Genomic DNA, 14,371 nt, shown 5'->3' on the forward strand with positions numbered 1-14,371 from the left:
AATATGTCTTAGACGAAGAGGTGACAAGATGACTTTTACCCACTTACAAGTGACCAGTGCTTACACCTTGATGGCTTCGACCATCCAATTGCCCCTCCTGATGGACCGCCTGAAGGAGCTTGGCATGGAGGCTGTTGCCTTGACCGACCACAATGTTATGCATGGAGCGGTCGAATTTTACCAAGAAGCCAAAAAGCATGGCATTAAACCCATTATGGGACTACGGGCTGACCTAGACGAAGGAATAACCGTCACCCTCCTGGCTAAAAACAAGGCTGGCTACCAGGCTCTCTTAGCCTTATCGACTGACCTTCAAGTTAACAAGCAGGCTATCAAGCTTGACCAAGTCCGTTCTGTGGCCCAGGACCTCTATACAATATTCCCAAGCTCTGACCCAAAAGTGAAAGCAGACCTCTTAGATAAGCAGGCAAGCAATTTGACCGCGATGACTCAGAACCTGCCCCATGCATATTTGGGTCTGGTGCCAGACCAAGATCAAAAAATTTACCAGTTAGCCCGGACCTTGTCAGAATCTGGAGGTTTGAAAGTCTTAGCCTTAGCTGACGTCCGTTGCTTGGAAGAAAGCCAAGTCTCCACTTTGGAAATCTTAAGCCACATCAAAGCCAACCAGAAAATTCAATTTGACACCCAGGCTCGGGAAAATTATGCCCTGCGCAGTCCCCAAGAAATGGAGTCTTTTTTTAACCAGGTGGGTTTAGGTCAGGCCCTTAAAAATACTGAAGATGTAGCCCAGTCAGTAGACTGGTCCCTGGACCTCGGTCAGGCTAAATTGCCTGCATTTGACCTGCCGGAAGGGGAGACCAAGGACTCCTACCTTGGCAAGCTTGCCCAAAAAGGACTCCAAGAACGGGTTCCAGGCTACGGCCAAGACTACCAAGACCGTCTAGACAAGGAACTAGCGGTTATTTCTTCCATGGGCTTTTCGGACTACTTCCTGATTGTTTGGGACCTGATGCAATTTGCCCGCCAGGAAAAAATTGAGACTGGTTTTGGCCGGGGGTCAGCTGCCGCTTCTTTGGTATCTTATACCCTCTACATTACGGGGGTAGATCCCATACATTATGACCTCCTCTTTGAACGTTTTTTGAACAAGGACCGCTTTACCATGCCTGATATTGACCTAGATTTCCCAGACAACAAGCGCCAGGTCATCTTGGACTATGTCTACCGGAAGTATGGTCCTGACCATGTGGCCCAAATTTTGACCTTTGGGACCTTTGCGGCTAAGTCCTCCATCAGGGAAATTATGCGGACCTTGGGTTACAAGAATGAAGACATGAAGACCTGGTCCCAGGCCATACCAGATACCGTCAACATCAGCTTGTCAAAGGCCTATGACGAGTCGAAAGACCTTCAAAAACTGGTCCAGCAAAGCCATGAAAATGAGCGGATCTTTGCCATGGCCCAGGATATCGAAGGCCTGCCAAGGAACTATTCAACCCATGCGGCCGGTGTCGTCATGTCAGACCAGCCCTTGGTTCAGTCCCTGCCCCTACAAGTAGGTAACGGAAAGATCCCCAACACCCAATTTACCATGGGGGATGTGGAAGCAGTCGGCTTACTCAAGATGGACTTTTTGAGTTTAAAAAATTTAACCATTCTAGCAGACTGCTTGAACTTTAGCCAGTATGAAGGGCAGGGAGGGGGTATAAGTAAACAAGATATACCAATCGACGACCCTAAGACCCTGGACCTTTTTGCCCGGGGAGACACAAATGGGGTCTTCCAATTTGAAAAAGAGGGAATCAAAAAGGTCCTCCGCCAGCTTCAACCCACTTCTTTTGAAGATATCGTCGCCACCAACGCCCTCTACCGCCCCGGTCCCATGGGGCAAATTGAGAATTATATTAACCGTAAACATGGTCAAGAAAAAATTATCTACCCCCATGAAGACTTAAAGGACATCCTTGAAGTCACTTATGGCATTATTGTCTACCAGGAACAAGTCATGCAGGTAGCTACCCAACTAGCTGGCTATAGTTTGTCGGAAGCTGACCAATTGCGGCGGACCATGTCCAAAAAAATCCAGTCAGAAATGGACCAGGGCCGGGAAAAATTTATAAGAGGGGCCTTGAATAAGGGCTACAGTGAGTCAGTAGCCCGAGAGGTTTATGACTATATTGCAAAGTTTGCCAACTACGGCTTTAACCGGGCCCATGCGGTTGCCTACTCCATGCTGGCCTACCACATGGCCTACTTTAAGGCCCACCAACCTAAGTCTTTTTTTGCGGCTGTGATGAAGGCAGACTGGGGCAACAAGGCTAAAATTTACAAGTATGCCCATGAAGTCCGGGCTAGAAAAATCAAACTACTAAAACCAGACATCAACCAAAGCCTTGGATCTTTTACGGTCCGGCAGGAAGGCATTCAAGTGGGGATAAAGATGGTCAAGGGGGTGGCTAGTCCCTTTGTCAACCACATCCTTGAAATTCGGAAGGAAAAAGGGGCCTTCACTAGCCTGCGGGATTTTTGTGAAAAAATTGACAGCCAATTCTTAAACCAAGACCCCATTGAAGCCTTGATTTTGGTGGGGGCCTTTGACCAAATAGGCCCTAATCGGCGGACCATGTTGGCAGGCTTGGAAGCAACGATTGAATTCGTGGCCAAAAGTTCGGGAAATATCACCCTTTTTGACACCCTCAAGCCCCGCCAAGAAGACCTGGAAGAGTTTAGCCCAAAGGACCTCATTCAATATGAAGAAGAATTAACCGGTTTTTACTTCTCCAGCCACCCCTTGAGCCGGTATGACTCCTTGCGACAGGACTTAAAAACGTCCTTTATAGCTGATTTAGAAGAGGGCCAATCCTGCCAAGTCTTGGGCCAGCTGGTTCAAGTCCGGAAAACCCAGACTAGAAACCAACAACCCATGGCCTTTGTTAGCCTGGCTGACCAAACAGGACAAATTAGCCTGGTAGTCTTTCCGAATGTTTACCGACAATGCCTACCTTACCTCAAAGAAGGGGAGGCCCTGGTCGTCTCAGGCAAGGTAGAAGTTAGGAAGGGAGAAATCCAGCTAAAAGTCCAGACCATGGAAGAAGCCAACCAGGTCCAAAAAGAGTCTAAGAAGCTTTACCTGAAATTTGCTGACTTAAACCAGGAAAGAGACAGTTTTAGTCAAGTGCAAAAGATCTTGGCCCAACACCCTGGCCAGAAGCGAGTGATTGTTTACGACCAGGCCAGCCAGCAAGCACTCCAGCTCAAAGCAAAATTTAATTTCGACGGACGGACGGATACCCTAACCCAGCTCCAAGACCTCCTAGGCCAAGACTCCTGTATCTTAAAATAATGACTGCTATCCACAATTCTTACTGAAAATAAAAGAAAGTTTTTCAATTTAATGTTACTATAGAAGTGACAGATAATGACCAAAAAGTAAAAAGGGTGATGATTAACCATGAAAAGGATTGCCGTTTTAACGAGTGGTGGTGACGCACCAGGCATGAACTCTGCCATACGGGCTGTGGTCCGTAAAGCCCTCTATGAAGGTATTGAAGTCTATGGCATTAACTATGGCTATGCTGGATTGGTGGCAGGAGACTTTAAAAAATTAACCCGGCAAGATGTCGGCGATATTATCCAAAAGGGTGGAACTAGCTTGTATTCAGCCCGCTACCCTCAATTTGCCACAGAAGAAGGCCAACTCAAAGGGATTGAGGAACTGAAAAAATTTGGCATTGAAGGCCTGGTAGCCATCGGGGGAGATGGAACATACCGCGGAGCCCATGCTCTAACCCAGCATGGTTATCCTTGTGTTTGTATTCCTGGAACCATTGACAACGATATTGCCGGAACCGACTATACAGTCGGTTTTGACACGGCCATCAACACCGTTTTAGATTCCTTGGACAAGATCCGGGATACGGCTACCTCCCATGTCCGGACCTTTGTCATTGAAGTCATGGGCCGGGATGCAGGTGACATTGCCCTTTGGACCGGGATTGCCAGTGGGGCTGAACAGATTATTATCCCAGAAGTTGACTTTGACATCACTAAAATTGCTGAAAAGATCCGTCAAGGGCGGGAACACGGAAAAAAACACACCATTATTGTCTTAGCTGAAGGTGTTATGGGGGGCAATGAATTTGCCGAAAAACTTGATGCCATCGACAACTTCCACGTCCGGGTAACGGTCTTGGGCCACGTCCAAAGAGGCGGGTCGCCAAGTGCCAGGGACCGGGTCTTGGCTAGTCGTTTTGGAGCAGCAGCGGTTGACTTGTTGAAGGAAGACAAGGGTGGTTTGGCCCTTGGGATAAAAAATGAAGCCATTGTATCCAACCCGATTGAAGATGTTTTAGACAAGTTGGAAACAACTAGCAACTTAGCCCTTTACCAATTAAACCAGGAAATTTCTTTCTAAATTTAAAACAAAAAAGGATTGTGAGTGAATTGATGAAAAAAACCAAGATCGTTTGTACCATAGGTCCTGCCAGTGAATCTCCTCAGGTTCTCGACCAATTAGTTGCTGAAGGCATGAATGTTGCTCGCTTGAATTTTTCCCATGGGGACCATGAGGAGCACCTAGCACGAATTAAAAATATCCGGCAGGCTGCCCAAAAAGCCAAAAAGCACATTGGAATTATGCTAGATACCAAGGGACCTGAAATTCGGACCCATGATATGAAAGACGGTTTGGTGAATATTAATAAGGGCGACCAAATCCGGATAGCCATGGAGGAGGTGGAAGGGACCAAGGAAAAATTTTCCATCACCTATCCAAACCTCATCCAGGATGTTCACGTGGGATCGAGTATCTTACTGGATGACGGCTTGATCAACCTACAAGTGACTGACATTGACCAAGACAAGCAAGAAATTGTTACCAAGGCCCTCAATAGTGGAAATTTAAAAAATAAAAAGGGTGTCAATGTGCCGGGAGTTTCCGTTAACTTGCCTGGGATTACCGAAAAAGACCGGAAAGATATTATCTTTGGTTTGGAAAACGGGATAGACTTTATTGCTGCATCCTTTGTCCGCCGTCCTTCTGATGTGTTAGAAATCACTGAATTGCTAGAGGAATACGATGCCATGCATGTGCAGATTATTCCAAAAATTGAAAACCAAGAAGGGGTCGACAACCTGGAAGAAATTGTCAATGTATCAGATGGTTTGATGGTTGCCCGGGGGGACTTGGGAGTTGAAATTCCAGCTGAGGAAGTACCAATCGTCCAAAAACAAATGATCAAACACTTAAACTCGGTTGGCAAACCCGTTATCACAGCTACCCAAATGTTAGACTCCATGCAGGTTAACCCCAGACCTACCCGAGCTGAGGCATCTGACGTGGCTAATGCTATTTTTGATGGAACGGATGCCATTATGCTCTCAGGCGAGACAGCTGCAGGGGACTACCCTGTGGAAGCTGTCCGTACCATGGCTAATATTGCGGTCCGGACCGAAACAGCCTTGGTTGGTCAAGATGCTTATTCACTCAAACAATTCGACAAGTCAGACTTGTCCGAAGCCATTGGGCAAGCAGTTGGCCACACTGCTAAGAACTTGAAGATTAAAACCATTGTGGCAGCAACTGAATCTGGCCACACTGCCCGGATGATTTCCAAATTCCGGCCCCAAGCCATTATTTTAGCTGCAACTTTCTCAGACCAAACAGCCAAAAGCCTTTCACTCAAATGGGGGGTTGTTCCAACGGTTGTTAACAAACCCAAGTCTACGGATGATATGTTCAACCTAGCTACCCAAAAATCGGTCGAGGGTGGCTTTGTAGAAGAAGGCGATTTAATTTTAATCACAGCCGGCGTCCCAGTTGGGGAAAGAGGGACAACTAATGTCATGAAAATTCAAATGGTTGGCTCCAAGCTAGTAGAAGGCCAAGGGGTTGGCAACAAGTCTATTGTCGGCAAGGCTTATGTAGCAAATTCAGCTGACCAAGCCAATGTCAAGATGGTCAAAGGTGGTGTCTTGGTTGCCAAAACCACCGACAAGGACTACTTGAGTGCCATTGAGCGAGCTTCTGCCATCGTGGTCGAGCAGGGTGGCTTGACCTCCCATGCCGCAGTTGTCGGTATTGCCATGGGGATTCCGGTTGTGGTCTCAGCTAAAAATGCCACTAAATTAATCAATGATGAGGAAGTCATCACAGTTGACGGCCGGCGGGGAATTGTTTACCGCGGGGCAACGTCAGCGATTTAAAACCAGAAAAAGCTGGGTGATTCACTAGGGTCACCCTTTTTTCTTTTAGGAGGACTGAACTGATGAAAGATCTTGGTAAAATTGTAAAAGCCCTCATTGTAGACCAGGTTGAGGGAGTCTATTTGGCCCAAAAGGAGGGGGAGACCTACGAGGTCAAAAGCGATAAACCTCTCCAACTAGGCCAAACGGTAGATGCCTTTGCCTACCTTAACCAGGACAAGCAAAAGGTGATGACGGTGGATTTACCTATTGTGAGCTTGGATGATTATGGTTGGGCCCGGGTGGTTGACCGCAAGCGGGGCTTGGGCGTTTTTGTCGATATTGGCCTAGAAGACAAGGATATTGCCATTTCCTTGGATGACTTGCCTGAAGAAGTCAAGTATTGGCCCAAAAAAGATGACCAGGTCTATATTAACTTGTGGACCGATAAAAAAGATCGGCTGTGGGGCAAACTGGCTAGTCCTGACTTGTTTAAGACCATGACCAACAAGGGGACGGCCAGTTTGCACAATAATGATGTGACAGGTCGGGTTTTGGACTTGAAAGCTGCGGGTGATTATCTTATCACTGGCGATAATTACCTGGCCTACCTGCCCCAAACTGAAAAAGAAGAAGAAACCAGGCTAGGCCAAGAAGTTAAAGGCCGGATTATTGGCTTAAGAGAAGATGGGGTCTTGTACTTGTCGACGAAACCGAGGGCTCATGAAGTGATTGATGAAGATGCCCAGATGATTTATGCAGCCATCTTAAGAAGCCCCAACCAGGCAATTCCCTACCACGACAAGAGCGACCCCCAAGCTATTCGGGATTATTTTGGGATCAGTAAGGGGCAATTCAAGCGGGCGGTGGGCCACTTGATGAAGGATAATTTAGTGGCCCAAGACCAGGAAAAGACCTATTTGCTTCATAATAAAAATAAATAATCAAGTGAAAACTATTGTTAAATCCCCACAAATATTTTATAATTGTTACAAATAAGTTATTATCAATATTTATATAAGATATCTAGTTTGTAATTAATATAAAGTGAGGGGCTAGGCATGAGTCAAACATTATTAGATCAAATCAAAGATACCCTGTCTGAGGCTGGTTACAAGTTAACGCCTCAGAGGGAAGTTACGGTTCAAGTGATGATTGACCAGGAAAATGAACGATTGAGTGCTGAAGAGATTTACCTAAAGGTTAAAAATAATAACGTGGGCATTGGCCTGGCCACCGTTTACCGGACCTTGGAAATTTTGACAGATTTGAATATTCTAAATAAGGTCACCTTCCAAGATGGTCTGGCCCGGTATGACCTCAATAAGCACCCCAACCAGCATAAACCCCACTATCTCTTGTGCCTATCCTGTGGAAAGATTGAAGAGGTAGCCAGTGACCATTTGAAAGGGGTCGAGGAAGAAATTGAAAGCCAGTACCATTTTAAAATTAAAGACCACCGTCTGATTTTTCACGGCATCTGCCAGGAATGCCAAATGAAAGAATCGCAAGATGAATTAGAGTAGGGACAAGTGTGGAAACAGGAATTTTACAAGACTATCTTTATTTTTTACGGGTTGAGCGTGGCCTGTCCGAAAACTCCATCAAGAGTTATGAAAGGGACATTCGGCAATTTATCACTTTTTTGCAAGATAAGAACCTAGTTAGCTTTAATCAGACAGACCGCTATACCATCTTGTCTTTTTTGCAGGACCAGCGACAAAAAGGCAAGTCTAACAATTCCATGGTCCGGATGGTGTCTTCTTTACGTAAATTTTTCCAGTTCCTCAAGCAAGAATCTTATATTGACCAGGACCCCATGACCCTCATTGACTCGCCCAAGAAAGGCAAGGTCCTCCCCCAGGTGATCAGCCAGGAGGAAGTAGAGCGGTTAATTGAAATGAGTGACACTAAGACGGTACTGGGCTTGAGAAACCGGGCCATCTTAGAGGTCTTGTATGCGACAGGCTTGAGGATTTCTGAACTGATACACTTGAAACTAACGGACCTCCACCTGACCATGTCCTTGATCCAAACCAAGGGAAAAGGGGACAAGGAACGGATTGTTCCCATTTCTGACACGGCCATTTATTGGTTGCAAGACTACTTAGAAAACAGCCGTGAAAGACTTTTGGCAAAGTCAGGCCAAGAGACCAATATCGTCTTTCTTAATGCCCGGGGACGGCCCTTGAGCCGGCAAGGTTTATGGAAGAAAATCAAGCAACTGGTCAACCAGGCGGGCATTAAAGCCCAAGTGACCCCCCATACCCTCCGCCATTCCTTTGCCACCCACTTACTGGAGAACGGGGCTGATTTGCGAATTGTCCAAGAACTACTGGGCCATTCGGATATTTCGACCACCCAAATTTATACCCATATTACCAAGCAAAGACTCCAGGATGTCTACAATGCCTACCATCCTCGGGCTAAAAAGAATAAAGAGTGAGCTCATGAGCTCACTCTTTTCTACCTTAAGGCTTATTGCTTCCTATGAATAAAGCTTAGTAAGGGGATTTCGCAATGAAGTCTCTGCAAGAATACTTGCATTTTTAGCCTCACTCACTTATGATTTACTAAAAAGCAACTTGTATAAAAGTAATAAATGTAATTTTTATAAAAAGGAGAAGGGAAGACCATGAAATTTAACCGTATCCACTTACTCGTCTTGGACTCAGTTGGGATTGGCCAAGCTCCAGATGCTCAAGATTTTGGCGATGAAGGCAGTCATACCTTAGGTCATATCGCTGACCAGGTGGGCTTAACCATCCCCAACCTAGAAAAACTAGGCTTGGGTAAGATTGAAGACTTAAAAGGAGTTGCCAAGCCGGACCAAAGCCAGGCTTACTATACCAAACTGGAAGAAGTATCAGCCGGCAAGGATACTATGACTGGCCACTGGGAAATTGCTGGTTTGAATATCCAGACTCCTTTTCGAGTTTTTCCGGATGGTTTTCCCGATGACTTAATCCAAAAGATCCAAGACCACACCGGGCGAGACGTAGTGGCCAATAAGCCGGCCTCTGGAACTGAAATTATTGAAGAATGGGGTCAGCACCAGCTGGATACGGGCGACTTAATTATCTATACTTCAGCTGACCCAGTCTTGCAGATTGCAGCCCACGAGGAGGTTATTCCCCTTGAAGAATTGTATGATATCTGCGAATATGTGAGAAGTATAACCAAAGAAGAGCCTTATATGATTGGCCGGATCATTGCCCGCCCCTACATTGGGACCCCTGGCAACTTTGAGCGGACCAGTAACCGCCATGACTATGCCTTGAGCCCCTTTGGCAAAACTGTTCTCAACTATTTAGAAGAAGCGGGTTATGAGGTGAAGGCAGTTGGTAAGATTTGGGATATCTTTAATGGGTCAGGGATAACTGATGCGGTTCGGACCCAGTCAAATGATGATGGGATCACCAAGCTACTAGAAGTGATGGACCAGGACTTCACCGGCCTTAGCTTTACCAATCTGGTGGATTTTGATGCCAAGTTTGGTCACAGAAGAGATGTTCAAGGCTACGGCCAGGCTATTGAAGCCTTTGACCAACGTTTGCCAGAATTGCTGGACAAGTTAAGAGAAGATGACTTACTCTTAATTACAGCTGACCACGGCAATGACCCTACTGCTTCAGGGACCGACCACACCAGAGAATACGTCCCCCTTTTAGCTTATTCCAAGTCCTTTAAGGAGCCAGGTCAACTTAGTCAAGGCTACTTTTCTGATATTGCTGCCACAATTGCTGCTAACTTTGACCTTGACCAGGTTGAAAACGGCAAGAGTTTCTTGAACTCATTAAATTAAGGGGGAAGCTATGACACTAATAGATGACATTAACCAAGCCCAAGCCTATTTAAGGGACCAGGGAATGGGCCAGGCTGAAATTGGCCTGGTATTAGGATCAGGTCTAGGAGACTTAGCTGACCAGGTAGACAACCGCCTGGCTATTCCCTACCGAGATATTCCCCACTTCCCAACTTCTACCGTATCAGGCCACCAAGGGCTCTTGATTTTTGGTGACTTGGCGGGCAAAAAAGTCTTGGCCATGCAAGGACGGTTTCACTACTATGAAGGCTACACCATGAAAGAAGTGACTTTTCCCATAAGGGTCATGAAGGCACTAGGAGTTCACAGTCTCTTAGTCACCAATGCTGCTGGCGGGGTAAACCCTAACTTTAAGCCTGGAGACTTGATGTTGATCAAGGACCAGCTGAATCTGACCGGAGACAACCCCTTGATAGGTTTCAACCATGACCAACTTGGTCCTCGTTTTCCAGATATGAGTCAAAGTTATGACCAAGATTACCAAGAACTTATTTTGGGCCAAGCAGAAAAGTTGGGCATTTCTCTACAAGAAGGGGTCTATGCCGGTTTGTCAGGACCGACTTATGAAACACCAGCTGAAGTCAAAATGGTGGGTATTTTAGGCGGGGATGCCGTGGGGATGTCAACGGTGGCTGAAGCCATTGTTGCTAAACACAGTCAAATGAAATTGGCTGGCCTATCTTGTATCACCAACTTAGCTGCTGGCTTACAGGAGAGCTTGAGCCATGAAGAAGTGATTGAGACTACCCAGGCAGTCAAAGACAAGTTTAAATCCTTGGTCTTAGCCTTTTTGGAGACTATTTAAGAATATTTTGAACCTGGCCAGTATTGCCAGGGACTTCAAGTCTGAGGATGGGGCTCAGTTCATAGGCTTCGAGATTGAGGCTGAATTTGTTTAGCAAAAGATTGTTTAAAAAGGAGTAACAAGATGTTAACTGCATTTAAATCAGATTACGAAAAGATAGCAATGGGTTTGTTATCTTATATTGATGATTTAAAAGTAACCTCCCGTCTTAAAGAGGAGATGGACCTCTATACTGATGAGGATAACCGTCAGCTTTTTTTGTGGAAAAGTGACGAAACGGATGACTTTTGTGGGGTCATTGGAATTGAAGAAAACGATGATTTGATCTTGGTTCGCCATATTGCTGTCAATCCCTCTTACCGGAATGAGGGAATTGCCTACCAAATGATTGACGCAGTGGCGGAAAAATATGACGTGCAAACCATGATGAGCACTTTGGAGACCAGTGATTTGGTGACCAAGTGGCAAAAGAAAAAGAACGCTGAGTCTGATGCAGAGTCTGAAGGAGAGGCTGGCTTGGATCAAGAAAAGTTAGACGACTAAGGAGTAAGTGATATGAAAGGGTCCCAATTTCCACAAGCAGAAGACAACCAAGCTAGTCAACCGAAGCAAAACTGGCAGGTCAATTTGGCTGTGTTTGAAGGACCCTTGGACTTGCTTTTGCACTTAATTCAAGATTTGGAAATTGATATTTATGATATTCCCATAGCCCAGATTACCCAGCAATATTTAAGCTATATCCATTCTTCCAATGTGATGGTTTTAGACCAGGGCGGGGATTATTTGGTCATGGCAGCGACTCTTATGGCCATTAAAAGCCAGATGCTTCTACCAAGAAATGACCAGGTTCAGGCTAACTCTGCAGAAGAGGATGACCAGGGCCAGGATCCAAGAAACTACTTAATGGCCCTGCTCATCCAATACCGCCGTTTCACTGAAATTTCCAAGTATCTCTCCGGTCGAGAAGACCAGCGCTTGACTTATATTTCTAAGCCCAAGGAAGACCTGTCTGACCTAGAAAGTGACCCAACTTTAAAACCAGGCCAGGTTTCAGTCAGTGACCTGCAAGCGGCCTTTAACCGCGTCTTGAATGATTATGCACTAAGACAACCCCAGGCAAGCCAGGTCAAGGCTAGTCGAGTTTCCGTTTCGGATAAGATGGAAGAGATGGTGGCTGACTTGCGAGACCATCCTGGACCAGTCAGTTTTAACCGCTTGTTTGACCACCAGTCCCGGTATGAATTGGTGACCGCCTTCTTAGCCCTCCTCGAATTGACCAAGTTGAACCGAGTTAAGCTTAGTCAAGATCACTTAGATGATGAGATTATAATTAACTGGAATGGGGAGGATTAGATGACGGACTTAGGAGAAATAGAGGCCTTGCTTTTTGTGGCCGGGGAAGAAGGCATGTCTAGCCAAGATTTGGCCCGAGCCTGTAAAAGTACCAGCCCTCATATCCAAACCTGTTTGAACCAATTAGCCGAATCCTACCAAGCGAATAGGGACCGGGGCATCACCCTGGTTAAAACTGGCCCCAATTACCGGCTAGTGGCTAAAAACAACTACAAGCAGCTAATTAAAGATTATGCCCAGTCACCTGGCTATCAAAAACTCAGCCGGTCTATGGTGGAGACCTTGGCTATCATCGCTTACAAGCAACCCATTACCCGGATGGGGGTTGAAGAAATCAGAGGTGTCAGTGCTTCTAGTGTCTTACAAAAATTAAAAGCCCGGTCTCTGATCAAGGAAATGGGACACCTAGAGGCACCGGGCAAACCTCTTTTATATGGGACAACAGCTGAGTTTTTGGACTATTTTGCCCTAGAGAAATTAGAGGACTTGCCCCCCCTAGATGATATTCCCTTAAATAAAGAACTAGATTTGTTTGATTTTAACCAGAACCGAAAAGAAGAGGAGTGAGAATGTGGACCGATTGCAGAAGGTAATGGCTCATGCCGGAGTGGCTTCCCGAAGAAAGTCAGAAGACATTATCAAGCAAGGCCGGGTGACGGTTAACGGCCAAGTGGTGACGGACATGGGAGTCCAGGTGAAAAAAGACGACCTGGTTAAGGTGGACGGCATTCCACTAGAAAGAGAAGTCCTCGTTTATGTCTTGATGAACAAACCCAAAGGGACTGTTTCGACTGTGGATGACCCCAAAGGCCGGCCAACTGTGGTGGACTTACTCCAAGATCTAGACCAGCGAATCTACCCGGTCGGTCGCCTGGATTATGATACAACAGGTGCTTTGCTTTTAACCAATGATGGGGACTTAGCCAATAAGTTGATGCACCCCCGCTATGAATTCGAAAAAACTTACCGGGCCAAGGTCAAGGGGCTCATCAGCCAGTCAAGCCTGGCCCAGTTGGAACAAGGCCTGGTCATTGATGGGGAAAAAACAGCCCCAGCCAAGGCTAAGTTGATTGAATATGATCAGGCCAGTGACAAGTCCATGGTTGAATTGAGGATCCATGAAGGTAAAAACCACCAAGTCAAAAAAATGCTTGACCGAGTTGGTCACCCGGTAGTCAAGTTAACCCGGCTAGCTTATGGTTTTTTGCGGGTTGATGACTTGGACGGAGGCCAGTGGCGGGAATTAAAAAATGCTGAAGTCAGAAAGCTTTACCAAGCAGTCGGCAAATAAGGTCTTTGTGTAAGCCTTGACATCAATAGGTGCTAGGTGTAAACTATGCTTAAGTTAATAAATTGATTCGTCTTCAGGGGCAGGGTGGAAATCCCGACCGGTGGTAAAGTCCACGAGCGTTAAGCTGAACTGGTGCAACTCCAGTACCGACAGTAAAGTCTGGATAAAGAAGATGAGGCTAATAGGATATTAGTACTCTGTTTATTTCCCCTGGAAATAAACAGTTTTTTATTGGCCAAAACCCTCATGATGAATCCTATTGTTACTTGCCAAAAGTACAAAATATAGGAGGATTTTTATGGAAAATACCAAGACAAAACGTCTAGTAGGGGTTGCAGCAATGGCTGCGATTGCATTTATTATCTCCCGCTTTGACTTCCCTATCTTTCCCACAGTACCTTTTTTGAAAATTGATTTTTCGGACATACCTATCTTCTTCGGCATGTATGTCTTTGGACCTGTTGCTGGTGTCTTTATTGCCTTTATCCGGTCCTTGTTGGGCTACGTGGTTACTGGGGGCGAAGCAGGCTTTCCTGTAGGGGCTATCGCTTCCTTTGTTGCTTCAGTTTCTCTCACCCTACCTTTGTATTACTTTACGGTCAATAAAAAATTGAATTTAAAAACAAAACTATTAGCCGGTCTCGTGGCTTCTCTTGTTCTGGCCTTCATGTTGACCTTGTCTAATTACTTCTTTGTACTCCCTGCCTACTTAACCGTTATGGGCTTTGACATTACCGAACTCACTGGGTCAGTGGCTAATTATATCATCTACTTCTTAGTTCCTTTCAACTTGATCAAGGGTGCCTTGGTCTCTAGCCTAGTCTATATTGTTTATGAACGCATGGCTACTTGGCTGAATAAGCAGAGAAAACGCTACTTTAAAGACCCTATAGACCAACAACCCGGTGCTTCTGTCTCAAATTCCTAGTTGTTAAGGTTTTGGATCCTT

General features: G+C 45.8%; 13 protein-coding genes and 1 riboswitch. All 13 genes read left to right on the forward strand.

Annotation, left to right across the window (positions count from 1 at the left end):
- The first annotated feature begins 28 nt into the window (after positions 1-28).
- On the forward strand, positions 29-3,307 hold the full coding sequence (gene dnaE / locus HMPREF9698_RS01375) for a DNA polymerase III subunit alpha (protein ID WP_003776548.1): 3,279 nt from the start codon (positions 29-31) through the stop codon (positions 3,305-3,307).
- A 108-nt stretch (positions 3,308-3,415) separates the two neighbouring features.
- Positions 3,416-4,378: a 6-phosphofructokinase gene (gene pfkA / locus HMPREF9698_RS01380; RefSeq protein ID WP_003776550.1), complete on the forward strand. Its 963-nt coding sequence runs from the start codon at positions 3,416-3,418 to the stop codon at positions 4,376-4,378.
- A gap of 32 nt (positions 4,379-4,410) precedes the next feature.
- A complete protein-coding gene (pyk, locus tag HMPREF9698_RS01385; protein WP_003776551.1) occupies positions 4,411-6,168 on the forward strand; it encodes a pyruvate kinase in 1,758 nt (585 codons plus the stop codon).
- 62 nt (positions 6,169-6,230) lie between these two features.
- Positions 6,231-7,091 (forward strand): CvfB family protein, encoded by an 861-nt coding sequence (locus tag HMPREF9698_RS01390; RefSeq protein ID WP_003776554.1) that lies wholly within the window; start codon positions 6,231-6,233, stop codon positions 7,089-7,091.
- Positions 7,092-7,208: 117 nt separating this feature from the next.
- Positions 7,209-7,673 (forward strand): Fur family transcriptional regulator, encoded by a 465-nt coding sequence (locus tag HMPREF9698_RS01395; protein ID WP_003776556.1) that lies wholly within the window; start codon positions 7,209-7,211, stop codon positions 7,671-7,673.
- 8 nt (positions 7,674-7,681) lie between these two features.
- On the forward strand, positions 7,682-8,593 hold the full coding sequence (gene xerD, locus HMPREF9698_RS01400) for a site-specific tyrosine recombinase XerD (protein ID WP_003776558.1): 912 nt from the start codon (positions 7,682-7,684) through the stop codon (positions 8,591-8,593).
- Positions 8,594-8,782: 189 nt separating this feature from the next.
- On the forward strand, positions 8,783-9,952 hold the full coding sequence (gene deoB, locus HMPREF9698_RS01405) for a phosphopentomutase (protein ID WP_003776560.1): 1,170 nt from the start codon (positions 8,783-8,785) through the stop codon (positions 9,950-9,952).
- A 10-nt stretch (positions 9,953-9,962) separates the two neighbouring features.
- A complete protein-coding gene (locus HMPREF9698_RS01410) occupies positions 9,963-10,778 on the forward strand; it encodes a purine-nucleoside phosphorylase (RefSeq protein WP_003776562.1) in 816 nt (271 codons plus the stop codon).
- 123 nt (positions 10,779-10,901) lie between these two features.
- Positions 10,902-11,321 (forward strand): GNAT family N-acetyltransferase, encoded by a 420-nt coding sequence (locus HMPREF9698_RS01415; RefSeq protein ID WP_003776565.1) that lies wholly within the window; start codon positions 10,902-10,904, stop codon positions 11,319-11,321.
- A 12-nt stretch (positions 11,322-11,333) separates the two neighbouring features.
- Complete coding sequence (locus HMPREF9698_RS01420; protein ID WP_003776567.1) at positions 11,334-12,131, forward strand: segregation and condensation protein A; 798 nt, start codon at positions 11,334-11,336, stop codon at positions 12,129-12,131.
- Positions 12,132-12,698, forward strand: a complete 567-nt coding sequence (gene scpB / locus HMPREF9698_RS01425) for an SMC-Scp complex subunit ScpB (RefSeq protein ID WP_003776568.1) — start codon at positions 12,132-12,134, stop codon at positions 12,696-12,698. It abuts the gene before it with no gap.
- 4 nt (positions 12,699-12,702) lie between these two features.
- Positions 12,703-13,422 (forward strand): pseudouridine synthase, encoded by a 720-nt coding sequence (locus tag HMPREF9698_RS01430; protein WP_003776570.1) that lies wholly within the window; start codon positions 12,703-12,705, stop codon positions 13,420-13,422.
- A gap of 65 nt (positions 13,423-13,487) precedes the next feature.
- A riboswitch (FMN riboswitch) is annotated at positions 13,488-13,600 on the forward strand.
- Between the two features lie 120 nt (positions 13,601-13,720).
- Positions 13,721-14,350 (forward strand): ECF transporter S component, encoded by a 630-nt coding sequence (locus HMPREF9698_RS01435; RefSeq protein WP_003776573.1) that lies wholly within the window; start codon positions 13,721-13,723, stop codon positions 14,348-14,350.
- Positions 14,351-14,371 lie beyond the last annotated feature (21 nt).

The sequence above is a fragment of the Alloiococcus otitis ATCC 51267 genome (genome assembly GCF_000315445.1).
Lineage (GTDB): Bacteria > Bacillota > Bacilli > Lactobacillales > Carnobacteriaceae_A > Alloiococcus > Alloiococcus otitis.